The 16,485-nt window shown below is 68.6% G+C and carries 16 protein-coding genes; 10 read left to right on the forward strand and 6 right to left on the reverse strand.

Annotation, left to right across the window (positions count from 1 at the left end; translation table 11 throughout):
* Positions 1-109: 109 nt before the first annotated feature.
* From SLUN_RS36265 to SLUN_RS36300, 7 genes are all read left to right on the forward strand, one after another.
* Complete coding sequence (locus SLUN_RS36265; RefSeq protein ID WP_108154107.1) at positions 110-733, forward strand: GTP-binding protein; 624 nt, start codon at positions 110-112, stop codon at positions 731-733.
* Between the two features lie 96 nt (positions 734-829).
* Positions 830-1,234 carry a roadblock/LC7 domain-containing protein gene (locus tag SLUN_RS36270; protein ID WP_108154108.1) on the forward strand — a complete coding sequence of 135 codons (405 nt, stop codon included), beginning with the start codon at positions 830-832 and terminating at the stop codon, positions 1,232-1,234.
* A gap of 118 nt (positions 1,235-1,352) precedes the next feature.
* On the forward strand, positions 1,353-2,240 hold the full coding sequence (locus SLUN_RS36275) for a DUF6397 family protein (protein ID WP_108154109.1): 888 nt from the start codon (positions 1,353-1,355) through the stop codon (positions 2,238-2,240).
* A gap of 425 nt (positions 2,241-2,665) precedes the next feature.
* Entirely contained in the window at positions 2,666-3,193 is a 528-nt protein-coding gene (locus SLUN_RS36285) for a response regulator (RefSeq protein WP_254710301.1), read from the forward strand.
* A gap of 273 nt (positions 3,194-3,466) precedes the next feature.
* Complete coding sequence (gene tdh, locus SLUN_RS36290) at positions 3,467-4,495, forward strand: L-threonine 3-dehydrogenase (RefSeq protein ID WP_108154111.1); 1,029 nt, start codon at positions 3,467-3,469, stop codon at positions 4,493-4,495.
* A gap of 71 nt (positions 4,496-4,566) precedes the next feature.
* Positions 4,567-5,748: a glycine C-acetyltransferase gene (locus SLUN_RS36295; protein ID WP_108154112.1), complete on the forward strand. Its 1,182-nt coding sequence runs from the start codon at positions 4,567-4,569 to the stop codon at positions 5,746-5,748.
* The gene (locus SLUN_RS36300) at positions 5,745-6,659 is read left to right on the forward strand and encodes a LysR family transcriptional regulator (RefSeq protein WP_108154113.1); all 915 of its coding nucleotides are present in this window, start codon (positions 5,745-5,747) and stop codon (positions 6,657-6,659) included. The genes SLUN_RS36295 and SLUN_RS36300 overlap by 4 nt, the downstream gene beginning before the upstream one ends.
* A gap of 16 nt (positions 6,660-6,675) precedes the next feature.
* Here the strand turns inward: SLUN_RS36300 and SLUN_RS36305 are convergent, their stop codons facing one another.
* The 6 genes from SLUN_RS36305 to SLUN_RS36330 form a co-directional block, all read right to left on the reverse strand.
* Entirely contained in the window at positions 6,676-7,188 is a 513-nt protein-coding gene (locus SLUN_RS36305) for an SRPBCC family protein (RefSeq protein ID WP_108154114.1), read from the reverse strand.
* A 65-nt stretch (positions 7,189-7,253) separates the two neighbouring features.
* Positions 7,254-8,873, reverse strand: coding sequence for a sodium/solute symporter (locus SLUN_RS36310; protein ID WP_108154115.1), 1,620 nt, complete (start codon positions 8,871-8,873; stop codon positions 7,254-7,256).
* A complete protein-coding gene (locus SLUN_RS36315) occupies positions 8,870-9,268 on the reverse strand; it encodes a DUF485 domain-containing protein (RefSeq protein WP_257153863.1) in 399 nt (132 codons plus the stop codon). The genes SLUN_RS36310 and SLUN_RS36315 overlap by 4 nt, the downstream gene beginning before the upstream one ends.
* A 184-nt stretch (positions 9,269-9,452) precedes the next feature.
* A complete protein-coding gene (locus SLUN_RS36320) occupies positions 9,453-9,800 on the reverse strand; it encodes a DMT family transporter (RefSeq protein ID WP_371413887.1) in 348 nt (115 codons plus the stop codon).
* A 121-nt stretch (positions 9,801-9,921) separates the two neighbouring features.
* The gene (locus SLUN_RS36325; protein WP_108155145.1) at positions 9,922-12,081 is read right to left on the reverse strand and encodes an RICIN domain-containing protein; all 2,160 of its coding nucleotides are present in this window, start codon (positions 12,079-12,081) and stop codon (positions 9,922-9,924) included.
* A 176-nt stretch (positions 12,082-12,257) separates the two neighbouring features.
* Complete coding sequence (locus SLUN_RS36330; RefSeq protein WP_108154117.1) at positions 12,258-13,502, reverse strand: glycoside hydrolase family 16 protein; 1,245 nt, start codon at positions 13,500-13,502, stop codon at positions 12,258-12,260.
* Positions 13,503-14,005: 503 nt separating this feature from the next.
* Between SLUN_RS36330 and SLUN_RS36335 the strand changes: the two genes are divergently transcribed.
* Genes SLUN_RS36335 through SLUN_RS36345 form a run of 3 tightly spaced genes read left to right on the forward strand, consistent with a single transcriptional unit; the run spans position 14,006 to position 16,414 of the window.
* Positions 14,006-14,773 carry an ABC transporter substrate-binding protein gene (locus SLUN_RS36335; RefSeq protein WP_108154118.1) on the forward strand — a complete coding sequence of 256 codons (768 nt, stop codon included), beginning with the start codon at positions 14,006-14,008 and terminating at the stop codon, positions 14,771-14,773.
* Positions 14,770-15,570 (forward strand): amino acid ABC transporter permease, encoded by an 801-nt coding sequence (locus SLUN_RS36340; protein ID WP_108154119.1) that lies wholly within the window; start codon positions 14,770-14,772, stop codon positions 15,568-15,570. Before SLUN_RS36335 ends, SLUN_RS36340 begins: the two co-directional genes overlap by 4 nt.
* A gap of 7 nt (positions 15,571-15,577) precedes the next feature.
* On the forward strand, positions 15,578-16,414 hold the full coding sequence (locus tag SLUN_RS36345; protein WP_108154120.1) for an amino acid ABC transporter ATP-binding protein: 837 nt from the start codon (positions 15,578-15,580) through the stop codon (positions 16,412-16,414).
* Positions 16,415-16,485: the final 71 nt, after the last annotated feature.

Genomic DNA, 16,485 nt, shown 5'->3' on the forward strand with positions numbered 1-16,485 from the left:
CGTACCAATGCTGAGAAACAGCTCGCCCCGAGACCTCAAAGACGGTCCTGACCTGCGAATTCACCGCCGGTCTCGATATCTTGAGGCTCACTCTTGAGAGAAGTGACCCATGGCCTCCGAGAGCTCCGACAGCACCGGTGGGGAGACCACCGCCCTCGCTCTGAAAATCCTTGTCGCCGGCGGGTTCGGCGTGGGCAAGACGACCTTGGTCGGCGCGGTCAGTGAGATACGTCCCCTGCGTACCGAGGAACAACTCAGCCAGGCGGGCAGCACGGTCGACGACATCGGGGGAGTCGACCAGAAGACCACGACGACCGTCGCCATGGACTTCGGACGGATCACCATCCGCTCGGGCCTGTCCCTCTACCTCTTCGGGACGCCGGGACAGGACCGCTTCTGGTTCCTGTGGGACGAGCTGTCCCAGGGAGCCCTGGGCGCCGTCGTCCTCGCCGACACCCGGCGCCTCGTGGACTGCTTCCCCGCTGTCGACTATTTCGAGCACCGCCGGATCCCCTTCGTGGTGGCGGTCAACTGCTTCTCCAACGCCCGTATGTACGGGGCGCACGAAGTCTCACGCGCTCTCGACCTCGACCGTGGGACGCCTGTTGTGCTGTGCGACGCGCGTGACCGGGATTCCGGAAAGGAGGTGCTCGTACGACTCGTCGAGTACGCGGGACGGATGCACACGGCCCGGCTGCTCGATTCGGTCGGCCACGCCCCGGACAGGGCCTAGGGCCTAGCCGCACCTTGCCCTGCCGTCCCCCGTACGAAAGGCTTACGGACAATAAACGGGGCCACGGGGAACGTATGAACGGGGAGGACCGACACCATGCCGTTGGACAAGGGACTTGACTGGCTGCTGGACGACCTGACCAAGAGGATCGAGCACATACGTCACGCACTGGTGCTGTCCAACGACGGGCTGGTGACCGGAGCGAGCACGGGGCTGGCACGGGAGGACGCGGAGCACCTTGCCGCGGTTTCTTCCGGTCTGCACTCCCTCGCCCGCGGATCCGGCCGCCACTTCCGTGCGGGCAAGGCGCGCCAGACCATGGTCGAGTTCGACGAAGCGCTGCTCTTCGTCACGGCGGCGGGCGACGGAAGCTGCCTGTGCGTACTCAGCTCGGCGGAGGCCGACGTCGGCCAGGTCGCGTACGAGATGACGCTGATGGTCAACCGGGTCGGCGAGCATCTGGGCGTCGCCGCCAGGCAGCCGGGCGGCACCACCCGCTGAGCTGCGGGAACCGTGCTCGGCAGCGTGGAGGCATGGTTATCCACAGGCCGGGCGGAAAGTGCGTGGGTCGGGCTACGGTCGTCACCGAGAGTATTCACACCTCACGGGGGAGACCGTCATGACGGTGAAGGAATCGGCGACGCGAAGCCTGGCACTCGGCCGGGCCGCACAGGCTCTGGATCTCAAGCGGGGAGAGCTCGATCTCGCGCTCCAACTGGGGCATATCCGCACCACGTCGGGGGCGAGCGGCAGCCCGCCGATGGTCGCGCAGCAGGAGATCGACCGGCTGCGTGGGGCCAGGGGGTTCCCGGGTGCCTTGCGGGAGCGGGTGCGGACCGTCGGGGCGGCGGAAGGCGCACGGCTCATCTCGATCAGCCCCGCGCGATTCGCCCGGCTCGCCCGCACGGGCCACTTCACCCCGGTTCGGTTCTATCTGAACCGCTACCGCGCGGTCGTCTGGCTCTATCTCGCCGAAGAGGTGAGCGAGTTCGCTCTCGCCCACGCCGATCTCCTCAGCGGCAGGACCCCGGCCGCGCTGCGGGCCGTACTGGACGCGGGCGAGGACCGGCGCGCACGTAACTGGCGGAGCCGACGGCTCGGACTGCTGCTGCGCAGCACCGAAGACCCTTGGGAGCGCGCTGCGGCGATCGCCTCCGTGCTCGACCCGATCACGGTGGCCGAGGTGGCGACAGATCCGTACGAACGCTCTTATCTGCGCGTGCTCCGGCCCGAACTCGTCCCCGGCCGCCCGGAATCGCCGGCGGCCCACGAGGTGGCGGAGCGGCTGCTGCTCGCGGACCACCCGGACGAGATCCTCTGGCACCGGGTGAGCCTGGCCGAGGCGCTGAGGGAGGCACGGGAGCGCCGTCCCGCACCACGGCCCGCTCCCAAGACCGACCCGCGGGCGGTGCGCAGGGGACCGCGGCTGATGCCGGTACGCCGAAGTCCGTACGGTCGCGGCCTGTTGACCCGACTGCGCCTCAGAAAGGCGGGCCCGGTGTCCTGACGACGTCTGCGGCTGACCACGCGGCACGCGGGTCATATGGACATCGTGCGCGAGCTCATCGACGGCGCGACGGGAGATCATCAGCCAACTGGTCAGGCGTGAGCGGGGTGTTCACATCCGCACCGCAGAGTTGAGTGTTGCGTCGTAGCGGAGACGGCGGGGGATTGCGCGTGCAAGCCCACGGTGGGTGGCGTTTCTGCTGGTGCGGCAGATGCGATGACAAACCGCTCAGTTCGGGGTTGCCGGACAACAGGGTCATGTCCGAACCACGTGCTTCGCACCGCCCGAGGCTTCATACTGCCCGTACGCCCGAAGCCCCGCGGGAACCGGAGGACACGGGGACGGGGCAGCCCTTGCCGCAGCATGCGGCGTACGCTGATGTGGCCGACTGTCGAGGGAGGCACTATGGGGATGCGGGCTGTGCCTTGAAGATCCTTGTGGTGGACGACCGCGAGGACAACCTCTTCGCGATAGAGAGCCTGTTACGCCCCGTGGGGCGTCCCGTGGTCCGTGCACACAGCGGGGACGAAGCGCTGAAAACCGTTCTGCGCGGCGGCATTGCGGTCATCATTCTCGATGTGGTCATGCCTCGGATGGACGGCCTCGAAGTGCTCGCCTATCTCAAACGACTTGACCACACCAGGAATCTGCCCGTCGTACTGATGACCGGCCTCGGCAGGGACGACGACCTGGCGGCCCGCGCCTACGACCTCGGTGTATCGGACTTCCTGGTCAAGCCGGTCGATCCATGGGTGGTGCGTACGAAGGTCAGGGCGCTCGCCGATCTGTACATCGAGAACCAGAGTCTGCGCGAGCAGCTCCACGCCCTGACCGAACGCCGGACCGGCACCGGCACGTCCACGGCGCACCATCCCGACCTCGTCGAGGCGCGCGTGCCACGCCGGCCGGGCGGCAGCACAGACCATGCCCGGAGCGTCCGCGGCGCGGACTGAGGGGCCGCCGTGTCAGGTCCTTGGCGAGCCGCCAGCCGTAGCCGGCCGGCTCAAAGATGAAGAGCCGCCCCTGGATGAGGTGCGGCCCAGGCCCCTACCTGGTCCAATGGGTCCAGCCGGAGTTCTGTGAAGCCCATGAAGCTCCGCTGTTGGCCCGCTTAAGAAATCCTCGATGGACTCTGCAGTCAGGGCTGGGCAGATTGGTGCAGGTCCACTGACCGGTGTTGTCGACGCCGACTCCGGTCAGCCCACCACGATGCCTGGAGCCACCCCATGAAGGCCCTTGTCAAGCAGCATGCCGAGCCCGGGCTGTGGCTCATGGACGTGCCCGAGCCGGAGACCGGCCCCGGTGATGTGTTGATCAAGGTCCTGCGCACCGGGATCTGTGGCACCGATCTGCACATCAGGTCCTGGGACGGCTGGGCCCAGCAGGCGGTGACCACGCCCCGCGTCCTCGGCCATGAGTTCGTCGGCGAGGTCGCCGCCGTCGGAGCGGACGTCCAGGACATCGCGGTGGGCGATGTGGTGAGCGGCGAGGGGCATCTGGTCTGCGGCAGGTGCCGCAACTGTCTCGCCGGCCGCCGCCATCTGTGCCGCAGCACGATCGGCCTCGGCGTCGGCCGGGACGGCGCGTTCGCCGAGTACGTCGCCCTGCCCGCGTCCAATGTGTGGGTGCACCGGACGCAGGTCGACCTGGACATCGCCGCGATCTTCGACCCGTTCGGCAACGCCGTGCACACCGCTCTCTCCTTCCCGCTGGTCGGCGAGGACGTGCTGATCACCGGCGCCGGACCGATCGGGATCATGGCTGCTGCCGTCGCCCGGCACGCCGGCGCCCGCAATGTCGTGATCACCGATGTGAGCGAGTCCCGCCTCGCGATCGCCCGCAAGGCCGGCGCCACCCTCGCGCTGAACGTCGCCCAGCACGACATCGCCGAGGCGCAGCGGCAGCTCGGGCTGAAGGAGGGCTTCGACATCGGCCTGGAGATGTCCGGCCGCCCCGAAGCCATGCGCGACATGGTCGACAACATGACCCACGGCGGCCGCATCGCCATGCTCGGCCTGCCCGCGCAGGAGTTCGCCGTCGACTGGTCGAAGATCGTCACCTCGATGATCACCATCAAGGGCATCTACGGACGCGAGATGTTCGAGACCTGGTACGCGATGACCGTTCTGCTCGAAGGCGGACTCGACCTCAGCCCGGTGATCACCGGCAGCTATGGCTACCAGGACTTCGACGCCGCCTTCGACGAGGCCGCCACCGCCCGCAGCGGCAAGATCATCCTCGACTGGACCGTCTGAGGACTTCCCGTCCGAGCCATCCGGTCCGAGCCCGAGCCTTCTCGTCCGCGCATCTCGTTAGGAGCCCCACCATGTACGCGTCCGTCCGCGACGACCTCCGCACCACCCTCGACGAGATCCGCGCCGCCGGTCTCTACAAGCCCGAGCGCGTCATCGGCACCCCGCAGAGTGCCACCGTGTCCGTCGCTTCCGGAGACGTACTGAACTTCTGCGCCAACAACTACCTCGGTCTCGCCGACCACCCCGAGATCGTCGCGGCGGCCAAGGAAGCACTGGACCGCTGGGGCTACGGCATGGCCTCCGTCCGCTTCATCTGCGGCACCCAGGACGTCCACAAGGAGCTGGAGGCACGCCTCTCCGCGTTCCTCGGCCAGGAGGACACGATCCTCTACTCCTCCTGCTTCGACGCCAACGGCGGAGTCTTCGAGACGATCCTCGGCCCCGAGGACGCGGTCATCTCCGACGCCCTGAACCACGCCAGCATCATCGACGGCATCCGCCTGTGCAAGGCCCGCCGCCACCGCTACGCCAACCGCGACCTCGCCGACCTGGAGCAGCAGCTCAAGGAGACCCAGGACGCCCGCCGCCGGCTCATCGTCACCGACGGCGTCTTCTCCATGGACGGCTATGTCGCCCCGCTCGCCGAGATCTGCGACCTCGCCGACCGCTACGACGCGATGGTCATGGTCGACGACTCCCACGCCGTCGGCTTCGTCGGCCCCGGCGGCCGCGGCACCCCTGAGCTGCACGGCGTGATGGACCGCGTCGACATCATCACCGGCACCCTCGGCAAGGCGCTCGGCGGCGCGTCCGGCGGCTATGTCGCGGCCCGCGCGGAGATCGTCGCCCTGCTGCGCCAGCGGTCCCGCCCGTACCTCTTCTCCAACTCCCTCGCCCCGGTGATCGCCGCCGCTTCCCTCAAGGTCCTCGACCTGCTGGAGTCCGCCGGCGACCTGCGCGAGAAGCTCGCCGCGAACACCGCCCTCTTCCGTACGAAGATGACCGAAGCGGGCTTCGACATCCTGCCCGGCGACCACGCCATCGCCCCCGTCATGATCGGCGACGCCTCCGAGGCCGGCCGCATGGCCGAACTCCTGCTGGAGCGCGGCGTGTACGTCATCGGCTTCTCGTACCCCGTCGTCCCGATGGGCAAGGCCCGGATCCGGGTCCAGCTCTCCGCCGCGCACTCCACCGAGGACGTGGAGCGGGCGGTGGCGGCGTTCGTCGACGCACGGGCGACAATGGCTGGGTGATCGACCCCCGCCGGCTCCGCATCCTTCGAGCTGCGGCAGACCACCGTACGGTGACCGCCGCAGCCGCAGCGCTGTATCTGACCCCCTCGGCCGTCTCCCAGCAGCTCGCCGCGCTGGAGCAGGAGACCGGCCACGCTCTGCTGATCCGCAGTGGCAAAGGCGTACGGCTCACGGCGGCCGGAGAGATCCTGCTGGAGCACGCCAACGCGGTCCTCGCCCAGCTGGAGCGGGCCGAGGCCGAGCTCGCGGCCTACGCGGGCGGCGCCGCCGGCGAGGTCTCCGTAGCCGCCTTCGCCACCGGCATCGCCGAGGTCGTCGCACCGGCCATAGGGCGCCTCGCCGCGCACCACCCGGACATCCGGGTGCGGGTGCGGGACGCCGAGGGCGACGAGAGTCTGCCGCTGGTCCTCGACGGCGAGGCGGATCTGGCCGTCGCGGTCGAGTACCGGGGCGCACCCGGCGAGGGCGACCGGCGGCTGGCCCGCGTGCCGCTCTACGCGGAGCCGTTCGACGCCGTTCTTCATGCCGACCACCCTCTCGGCCGGGGGGAACACGTCGAGCTGGCCGAGCTCGCGGACAGCGACTGGATCGGCCCCTACCCCGGCAACCCCTGCCACGACATGGTGCTGCTCGCCTGCGAGCTCGCCGGGTTCCAGCCGCGTCTTGTGCACTCCTCGGACGACTTCCGCGCCGTCGTGGCCCTCGCCGGAGCCGGCGCCGGCGTGGCGCTGGTGCCCCGCTCGGCGCTGCGCGGAATGGAGCTGAAGGACACTGTCGTACGGCCCGTGGTGGGCCCCGCCGCGACGCGCCGGGTGTTCGCCGCCGTACGCCGCGGTGCGGAGCTGCACCCGCTGATCCGGCCGGTGCTCGACGCTCTGGCGCGGACCGCGGCCGGACTCTCCACCGGCTGACCACGGCCTCGGGCCGTCACGACGAGGAGGGCGCCGACTCCATCGCGGTCTTGAGGTTGGTCAGCGTGGTCCTGATGTTCCTGCGCTGGAAGTCCGCGAACGTATCCCCGCGGGTCGCCATCCTGTCGAAGGCGTTGGCCAGGAAGTCGGGCCAGGACCTCCGGTCGTCGGTCCACGTCTCGGTCACCCGCGTCCCGCCCCCGGCAGCCTCGAAGCGGTACTCCCAGCTGGCGATGCGGCCCGGCACCAGCGGCCTGCGCCCGCCTATCGCGCGAACCTTGAAGGCGAAACGCTCACCCGCGTCCGCGGCGGTGACCGTGCACCGCGTCGTCCAGCGGAGAGGCCCGCGCTTGTTGTAGCCGTCGAAGACCATCCCGACGTACGCCTGTTCACCGCCGTCGCGCACGGTCGCGCCGCGGTTCTCCGGACTCCAGCGGCCCATCAGCGCGGGATTGCTGACCTGTTCGTAGATCGTTGAGGGGGCGGCGTCGATGACGATGCTGTCCACAACCGAGAAGGTACGTGCCATGGGGTACGAATCCGATCCTTGGGTGCGGGACGTTGTCGATGCCGGCTCGACGCCGCCGTCATTGGTTACTGACCCGGAGGCCGTGCGGCATCCGCCAGGATGGACGCCTCGACCGCCTCGTAGGCGTACTCCTGCTGCTGGCGCGCCCTCGCGCTGTTGCGGCCGGCCACCGTGCCGAGCCAGCCCGCGAGGAATCCGGCCGGGATGGAGACCAGGCCCGTGGTGGTGTACGGGAACCAGGTGAAGTCGTCGTCCGGGAAGATGGCTTGAGGGGATCCGGAGACGAGCGTGGTGCCGGTGATGAGTATGACGACACTGAGCGTGCCGCCGATGAGGGTGCTCAGCAGCCCGGTGCGGTTGTACCGGCGCCAGAAGAGGCTGTAGACGAGCGCGGGTGCGACCGCCGACGCGCCCAGGCAGAACGACAGCGTGACCATCGCCTGCAGATTCACGTGCCGGGAGGCCGCCGCGAGGAGGATCGCGGCGAGACCGACCGCCGCGGCCGTCGCACGGGCGACCGTCATCTCGGTGCTGTCGCGCAGGGCCTGCTTGCGGCGCAGACCGTGCGTGATCAGGTCGTGGGCGAGGGTGTTGGCGCAGGCGAGCGTGATGCCGGCGACGGAGGCCAGCAGCGTCAGGAAGATCGCGGTGGCCATCGCCGTGAACAACAGCGTCTCGAATGTGGAGACTTCGGTGCCCATGATCGCCTGGCTGACCAGCAGGATCGAGATCTTGCCCTGCGGATCACCGGCGCTGATCTGCTGGTGCCCGACGATCGCGGCCGCGCCGAAGCCGATCACGGCACTGAGCACCGCCATCACCACGACGGTGGAGACGGCCCAGGACATGGAGCGCCGTACCGCCGGCGCGCTGCGGGAGCTGAACATACGCATGGTGATGTGCGGGAGGCAGGCCGCGCCGAGTACGACGGTCAGCTGGGCGCTGATCATGTCGAGCCCGTCGCCGCCGAATTGGAGCCCCGGCGCGAGATACGCGTCGCCCAGACCGCTGCCGGCTGCCGCGGCGTCCAGCAGCGAGGGGATGCTGAAGTCGAAGCGGTTCAGGATGAGCGAGGCGATGGCGACGGCCGCGGCGAGCAGCACCACGGTCTTGACGATCTGGATGAAGGCGGTGCCCTTCATGCCGCCGATGGCCGCGTAGATGATCATCAGTAGGCCGAGCAGCACGATGGAGACGGTCTTGAACCCGGGGGAGTCCATGCCGAGGACGAAGGCCAGCAGATCGCCCGCGCCCGCGAGCTGGAAGATCAGCAGAGGGAAGAGCGCGAGGAGTGTGACGATGCACGCCGTGATGCGGACGGCGGGACTCGGGGTGCGGCGGGTGAGCACGTCGCCCATCGTGAACCGGCCCGCGTTGCGCAGGGGTTCGGCCAGCAGGAACATCAGCAGCACCAGCGAGAGTGCGGTGCTCAGGGCGAGTACGAGTCCGTCCTGGCCGACCAGCGAGATGACGCCGATGGTGCCGAGCACGCTCGCGGCCGATATGTAGTCGCCGGCGATGGCGAGGCCGCTCTGCATCGGGGTCAGTGAGCGGTAGCCGGTGTAGAACTCGTCCAGGTCCTCGCGGTCGGGCCCGGTCATCACACACAGCAGCAGGGTCACCGTCGTCACCGCGATAAAGGCGACCAGGGACATCGTCTGGGCCTCGGAGCCGAATCCGGTCATCGGCGTGCTCCCTGCGGGCTCTGGTCGGACAGTGCGCGGACGGCCTCGGCGAGCGGGTCCACCCGGCGCCGCGCGGACCTCTCGTACGCGGCGACGGCCATGAGGGTCACCGGGAGCTGGAGCAGGCCGAGCAGCAGGGCGATGCTGAGACCGCCGGTGATCCTGCTGGTCATCAGCCCCGGCGCGTACGCGGAGAGGAAGAGGAACAGCACGAAGTAGCCGAGGGCCGTCAGGCTGGCGACTCTGCGCAGCCGCCGGTAGGCGTCACTGAGCGCGCGTATCTCCCGGCGGGGGTCGGCCGGCGGTGCGGGGGACGGCGGCGGGGGCTCCTGCCAGGAGTGGTGGGGTTGTCCTGGCTGCTCGGGATATGAGGGCTGTGAGGGGTAGTACGACACGGCGGGGTTCCTCGAATGCCTTCGCGGACGGCTGGGCAGGACATGCTCGCGGAGCGGCTACGTTACTCACGGGTAAGCGCAGCCGGTGCATTGTTGCACGACTGTCCGGTCGGTCAGTTGCCTCGTCCGGACGGGTCCGGACCCCCCGAGATACGGCGCCGGCAGCGAGCGAGGCGCCGCTCCGTCACACAACCGATTGCCCGTTCGGCGACGCCTCCGTCGTGACCTGTGCCGACGGCGACGATGTCCGCTTTTGCCACCGTGTCAGACCGACTCCCACAAGCACCACGACCATGCCCGCGACGACACGGAAAGTGAGCTGTTCGCCGAGCGCGATCGCCCCGAGCGTGATGGAGACCACGGGGAGCAGGTATACGACGGTGGCGGCGTTTGTCGCCCCTTCATCCGCGATGAGCCGGTAGTTGAGGGCAAAGGTGAATCCAGTACCGAAGATCCCCAGAATATGCGTGGGGGCGGTGCCCTTCCCGGTGAGCTTGCGTCCCATGTAGGCGAAGGCGACGGCGTAGCTCACCGCCGCCGCGAGAATGGCGAGCGCGCCCCAGCTGGTCAGTCCTCTCTGCCCGCATGGGCGGGGACGGCGCTGGTTCCCGGCAGCATCGCGAGCAGCACGAGCAGTCGTGCTCCGAGCTGCCTCACGGGTGACTCACCAGGTTCGCCACATTGGTGGACGAGTTGGAGGGCCCGCCCCGTCCGTTGATGACATGGCGGATCGTTCCGGTACCGCCGAGGGAGACGGTCACCATGCTCTGGAAGCGCACGTTCGGGTTGTCGGGGGCCTCGAAGGCGCGCTCGGCGGCGACGCTCGGATTCACGTTGAAGAAGCAGTAGCTGCCGAGGCCGAACGCCTGGTGGCTGGTGACCGAGCCTGCGACCTTGTACGCGGCATAGCCCTGGGTGGAGCCGTTCATCCAGGCGGCCTGGTTGGGCGGGTCGTAGGGCATCTCGTTCTGGTAGAAGTACGTTCTGCCGCCGTTGCCGTTCCAGATCGTCTGGTGCTTCTGGTAGTGCTCGACGAACAGGCCGTACATGGTCACGTTGTCGCCGTTGACGATCAGGCCCGTATCGCCGGTATTGACGGTCCAGCCGATCGTGCCCGGGTTGCCGTGGTCACCGCGCCAGATCCACATGTGGTCGCCGATGACGTTGTCGCTGTTGACGACCAGGCTCGTGGTGGCCTTGCCGACCGTCTGGCCGCCGACCCGGAAGTAGACGTCGTGCAGCGAGGTCGGGTTGGCCGCGTGGCCGGCGGAGGAGGCGGACGGGCCGATCTCCACCAGGGTCGGCGAATTGACCGGACCGGCGTCGAAGAGGAGGCCGGCGACCTTGACGCCGTCGACGTCCGCGACCCGCATCGCCGTGATGCCGTTGTCCGGGACGAAGGTGGCGAGGCCGAGGCCCAGGATCACGGTGTCGGGACGGGTCACCTGCAGGGTCTGGTTCAGGTGGTGGACGCCGGGGGTGACCAGCAGGTTCTTGCCCTCGGCCAGCGCGGCGTTGATCTGCGCGGCGGTGGTGCCGGCCCGCACGATGAAGAACGAGTCCATGCCGAGCGAGGTGCCGGCCGCGGCGCCGCCGGCCCACGTCGTACCGGTGGAGTTGGCCCGCACGGACGGCACGAACACCTGGTAGGCGCCGGCGCTGTCCACGTACAGGAAGGGCTTCTCACGGACCGTGGGGGTCTGGTTCACGGCCGTGTAGGGCGGGCTGGGGAAGCTGGTGGCGGGGACGCCCTGACTGCCGACGAAGACCATGTTCCAGTTGGAGCCGGTCCAGCTGCCGAGCGTGGAGTTACGCGTGATCCACTGCTGCTGGGTACCGGACCGCACCTGACCGTCGATCTTGGTATCGGCCGTAAAGCCGCCGCTGGCCCAGCCGCCGTCGTCCAGCGCCAGATTGCCGCGGACGTGCATCCGGCGGTACGCGGACGCCTGCGAGACCGCCCAGCGGTCGGTGCCGCCGGTCGGGTTCACCGACAGGTTCTCCGCGCCGCGCCAGAAGTTCTGGGTGGCGTTCTGCGGCGGGAACCAGTCGGCCTCGACGTGTACCGCGCCGTTGATCGTCACCGAGTCGGGCGACTGGCCGAGGCCCAGGACCTGGGTGTAGAAGCCGACGTTGACGTCGTTGCTGTAGGTGCCCGGCTTGAACATCACGGCGTAGCGCTGGGAGCCGAACTGGTTCTGCTCCTGCTGCTGGAAGATCGAGTTCAGCCGGCTCTGGATGGTCGCGGACGGCATCGACGGGTCGAAGACGACCACGTTCGGGCCGAGGTCCACATCACCGGGAGCGGTGGTCACCGGCGCGACCTGGAAGCGCTGGGCCGCCGAGCCGTTGCAGGTGTACTGCACCAGCTGGACGCTGTCGGCCGTCGAGGCGGAGGGGACGTCCAGGCACTTGCCGCTGTTGCGGTTGATGAAGTGGTACGCGCCACCGCCCTCGTCCACTGCCTGCCACTGCTGGTTGTTGCCGCCGCCGTACGACCACAGGTGCACGGCGGCGTTGTCGGCGGTGGACACATCGCTCACGTCCACGACCTGGCCCGCGTCATTGCGGTTGTTGATCCGCACATAGCCGTCGCCGGTGTCGGTGAAGCTCCACTGCTGGGCGGTGGACCTGTTGCACGTGTACTGCTGGACGGCGGTGCCGTTCACCGTCGCGGCCGAGCGCGCGTCCAGACACTTGCCGCTGCCGCTGTTGACCACGGTGGCCCAACTGGTCGGCAGCGCGGCGGCCTTGGCGACGGCCGCCGTCCCGGAGTCCGGGGTTCTCGCCTGGGTGGGGACGGCGGCCAGCATCGAGCCGGCCGACGCCACGACCACGAATGCCGCGATCAGGGGCCGTCTGCGGCGGGACGGCGACGAGCTGTGGCGGCCCGCTCTGGGCGTTCGCAAGGTGAGGAGAGCCGCGGCGGCCGCGGTGCCCAGCACGCTCAGCAGGGCGGGTCTGCGCAGGAGTTGCGTATTCATCAGCCTTACACCGTCCACTTCTGGTTGGCGGCTCCGGTGCAGGTCCAGATCTGCAGGCGGGTGCCGTTGGCCGAGCTGTTGCCGGTGGCGTCCAGGCACTTGTTCGCCTGCGGGTTGACGATGTCGTGTGCGGCGCTGACGCTCCAGCGCTGGGCGGCCGAGCCGTTGCAGTCCCACAGCTGGACCGTGGTGCCGTCGGCCGTACCGCCGGAAGTGACGTCGAGGCACTTGCCCAGAGCCCGGATCGTGCCGTCCGTACCGACGCTCCATTGCTGGGCGGCGGTGCTGTTGCAGTCGTAGAGCTGTACGGCTGTGCCGTTGGCGCTGTTCGCTCCGGCGACATCCACGCACTTACCGCCGAGACCGGTGATGGCCCTGCCTGTACCGGGGCTGTCACTCGTGCTGACCCGCACATGGTCGACGACGAGTTGCTGGGGGAAGACGGTGCTGCCGTCGGGGTCGCCGGGCCAGTAGCCGCCGACGGCGAGGTTGAGGATCAGGAAGAACGGCTTGTTGAACACCCACTGCTTGCCGCCGAGGTCGGCGGGGGTGCGGCGCTGGTACACGTTGCCGTCCACGGACCAGGTGACCGAGTCGGGTGCCCAGTCGACGGCGAAGGTGTGGAAGGCGTCCGCGAACGCCTGACCGCCGGGCAGGGTGTACCCGGCGCCGATGCCGCCGGAGCCGGAGTATCCCGGCCCGTGCAGGGTGCCGTGCACGGTGGAGGGCTCGAAGCCGACGTTCTCCATGACGTCGATCTCGCCGGAGTTGGGCCAGCCGACCTGCCCGATGTCATTGCCCAGCATCCAGAAGGCCGGCCACATGCCCTGGCCGCGCGGCACCTTCAGCCTGGCCTCGACATGTCCGTATGTCTGGGTGAACTTGCCGGCGGTGTTCAGCCGGGCGGCGGTGTACTCACATCTGCCGTACCAGCACTGGTAGTTGTCCGGGTTCTCCCGGCGGGCGGTGATGACCAGGTGGCCCTGGCCGTCGAGAGCGGCGTTGCGATTGCCTGCCGTGTAGTACTGCCGCTCGTGGTTGTTGACGTTGTCGCCCGTCTCGATCTGCCATTTTCCGCCGTCGACGGCGGATCCCGCGGGACCGTCGAAGTCGTCGGCGAACGTCACGGCGGCGGGCGCGGCGGCGGGTGCTGGTTCGCTGCCGCTCGCAGGGCCTGTGGTCAGCGACGCGAGTGTGAGAACGGACAGAACAGACAGCAGCAAGCGCCGTGAGAAGCGCGGGGAGTCCATGACTCTCCCTTCCGGTATGCGGTGCATGAGGGAGGAAGGGGGTCTGTCATGAATATGACAGACGAGGGGCGCAAGTGGGGTGTGCGGATGATGCGCCGACTGAGGTGGGGGGTACTTAGTTCACTACGTGATTTAAGAAGTGAACTAAGACCCTGTCAAGGCCTTGGTATGTACCACTGGTCTTTGGGGTCCTGGCACATCGTCTGGCGTGCGAGAACGGCGCGACGACTCTTCTCGCGCGAGGGCGCGGGGAAGCGGATGCGGTGAACAGGAGTCAAAGCGATGGGGGGCTGTGCGGTGCCGGCGGGGCGCCGGTACGCATCGTGGACAGCGTCGTCGTGCCACGGCCGTGGTGGCTTACGATCTCGGCGGGCGGTTCCGTATCTCTCCACCGCCCGCTCCCACTCTGATGGAGGTCAGCTGTGTTGTGGTCGGTCGGTGCTCGTCGCACTCGCTCTTCCCGCCGGGCCCGCGTCATCACCGCCGGTGCAGTTGCTGCCGGGATGTTCCTCGCCGTCGGCTGTTCCTCCGGTGACGACGGTCCCGCTGAGGCGGCGGGAGGCGTTCCCGTTGTCGCCAAGGGCAAGCTGACGACCTGCACCCACCTGCCCTACCCGCCGTTCCAGTTCGAGCAGGACGGCAAGGTCGTCGGCTTCGACGTGTCCCTCATCGACCTGGTGGCGAAGAACCTCAAGGTCGAGCAGACGATCCTCGACACCCCCTTCGAGAACTTCAAGACCGGTGCGTTCCTGAACTCCGGCGCGTGCGACCTGGCCGCCGCCGGCATGACGATCACCGACGAGCGCAAGAAGAACGTCGACTTCTCCGTCCCCTACTTCGACGCCACGCAGGCGCTGCTGGCCACGAAGAAGAGCGGCGTGACGTCGCTCGCAGACGTCAAGTCGCAGAAGAAGAAGCTCGGCGCCCAGGCGGAGACCACCGGCGAGAGCTACGCCAAGAGCCAGGGCTTCGACCCCGTCGCGTTCGAGAGCTCTGACGCGGTGCTCAACGGGTTGCGGACCGGGCAGGTCGACGCTGTCGTCATCGACTACCCCGTCGTCCAGGGCTGGTTGAAGGACAAGGCGAACTCGGCCGAATTCGTCCTCGGCCAGAACATCGACACCGGTGAGCAGTACGGTTTCTCGGTGAAGAAGGGCAACAGCAAGCTGCTCGCGGCGATCGACAAGGCGATCAAGGACGCCAAGGCGGACGGCACGTACGACAAGCTGTACAAGCAGTGGATCGGTCCGCTGCCTCAGGCGAAGTCGTGACGTCCCGGCTCACGAGGCGGCAGCGGCGCCGCGTCTGGCAGGGCGTCCAGTACGCGGTGTTCGTGGCGGTGCTCGTCCTGGTCGGCGTGCTGGCCGACTGGGACCGCCTGCAGAACCAGTTCGCGCAGAAGGACCTTGCCAAGGAGCTCTTCCCGGACATCATCACCATCGCGCTGCGCAACACGGTGGTGTACACGCTCTCCGGCTTCATCTTCGGGCTGGTGCTGGGCCTGATCGTCGCGCTGATGCGGCTGTCGTCGGTGGCTCCCTACCGCTGGGTCGCCAGCGTCTACATCGAGCTCTTCCGTGGGCTGCCCGCCCTGCTGATCTTCATCTTCGTCGGTGTGGCGGTGCCGCTGGCGTTCCCCGGTACGCAGATCCCGGGCGGTACGTACGGGAAGGTCGCTCTCGGTCTCGGCCTGGTCGCCGCGGCGTATATGGCGGAGACGATCCGCGCGGGTATCCAGGCCGTGCCCAAGGGGCAGATGGAGGCGGCCCGCTCGCTGGGCTTCTCCCGGGCCAGGGCGATGGTGTCGGTGATCATTCCGCAGGCGTTCCGGATCGTGATTCCGCCGCTGACGAATGAGATGGTGCTGCTCTTCAAGGACTCGTCGCTGGTGCTGTTCCTCGGCGTGACGCTGGAGGAACGGGAACTGACCAAGTTCGGCCGGGACCTGGCGAGTCAGACCGCGAACTCGACGCCGATCCTGGTGGCGGGGCTCTGCTATCTGCTGGTGACCGTGCCGCTCAGCTTCGTGGTGCGCCGCCTCGAGGCCCGCGCCGACAAGGCCAGGTGAGGACGAGATGTCACAGAAGGCGGAGACAGTGGAGAGCACGGGAGCCGGCGGGCCGGAGATCGAGATCCGGGGCCTGCACAAGTCCTTCGGGGACAACGAGGTGCTGCGCGGCATCGACCTGGAGGTGGCACGGGGCGAGGTGGTCTGCGTGATCGGCCCTTCCGGCTCGGGCAAGTCGACATTGCTGCGCTGTGTGAACCTGCTGGAGGAGCCCTCCGCGGGCCAGGTCTTCGTCGGCGGCACGGAAGTCACCGACCTCGATGTCGACATCGACGCGGTACGCCGCCGGATCGGCATGGTCTTCCAGCAGTTCAACCTCTTCCCCCATGTGAATGTGACCGAGAACCTCACGCTGCCCCAGCGGCGGGTGCTGCGCCGGAACAAGTCACGCGCGGCGGCGGTCGCCCGGGAGAACCTGGAACGCGTCGGGCTGTCCGACAAGGCGGACGCGTACCCCGCGCAGCTCTCCGGGGGACAGCAGCAGCGGGTGGCGATCGCGCGGGCGCTGAGCATGGGCCCGGAAGTGATGCTCTTCGACGAGCCGACCTCGGCACTCGACCCCGAGCTGGTGGGGGAGGTGCTGGCGGTGATGCGACTGCTGGCCGCGGAGGGCATGACGATGATGGTCGTCACCCATGAGATGAGCTTCGCCCGGGAGGTCGCAGACCGGGTGGTGTTCATGGACGGCGGAGTGATCGTCGAACAGGGCCCGGCCGCTCAAGTGGTGGGTGCTCCCCAGCACGAGCGGACCCGGAACTTCCTGACCCGCATCCTTGACCCGGCCGCCACGGACAAGCCGGGCTCCGATGCCGCGGCCGACGATTCCGGGACGGACAAGACGTAGGGGCTCTTCCTGCGGGCCGCGCGGGCGGCCCGGTGCCTCCAGCAGTATCGGGTTCGCGGCCCCGTGAGCAT

The sequence above is a fragment of the Streptomyces lunaelactis genome, assembly GCF_003054555.1.
GTDB lineage: Bacteria > Actinomycetota > Actinomycetes > Streptomycetales > Streptomycetaceae > Streptomyces > Streptomyces lunaelactis.

What these genes read in the sequence shown, in the direction of transcription:
- SLUN_RS36265 (WP_108154107.1), top strand. Translation starts at nt 110, where the DNA reads ATGGCCTCCGAGAGCTCCGACAGCACCGGTGGGGAGACCACCGCCCTC.
- SLUN_RS36270 (WP_108154108.1), top strand. Translation starts at nt 830, where the DNA reads ATGCCGTTGGACAAGGGACTTGACTGGCTGCTGGACGACCTGACCAAG.
- SLUN_RS36275 (WP_108154109.1), top strand. Translation starts at nt 1,353, where the DNA reads ATGACGGTGAAGGAATCGGCGACGCGAAGCCTGGCACTCGGCCGGGCC.
- tdh (WP_108154111.1), top strand. Translation starts at nt 3,467, where the DNA reads ATGAAGGCCCTTGTCAAGCAGCATGCCGAGCCCGGGCTGTGGCTCATG.
- SLUN_RS36295 (WP_108154112.1), top strand. Translation starts at nt 4,567, where the DNA reads ATGTACGCGTCCGTCCGCGACGACCTCCGCACCACCCTCGACGAGATC.
- SLUN_RS36305 (WP_108154114.1), bottom strand. Translation starts at nt 7,188, where the DNA reads ATGGCACGTACCTTCTCGGTTGTGGACAGCATCGTCATCGACGCCGCC.
- SLUN_RS36310 (WP_108154115.1), bottom strand. Translation starts at nt 8,873, where the DNA reads ATGACCGGATTCGGCTCCGAGGCCCAGACGATGTCCCTGGTCGCCTTT.
- SLUN_RS36325 (WP_108155145.1), bottom strand. Translation starts at nt 12,081, where the DNA reads ATGCTGGCCGCCGTCCCCACCCAGGCGAGAACCCCGGACTCCGGGACG.
- SLUN_RS36330 (WP_108154117.1), bottom strand. Translation starts at nt 13,502, where the DNA reads ATGGACTCCCCGCGCTTCTCACGGCGCTTGCTGCTGTCTGTTCTGTCC.
- SLUN_RS36335 (WP_108154118.1), top strand. Translation starts at nt 14,006, where the DNA reads ATGTTCCTCGCCGTCGGCTGTTCCTCCGGTGACGACGGTCCCGCTGAG.
- SLUN_RS36345 (WP_108154120.1), top strand. Translation starts at nt 15,578, where the DNA reads ATGTCACAGAAGGCGGAGACAGTGGAGAGCACGGGAGCCGGCGGGCCG.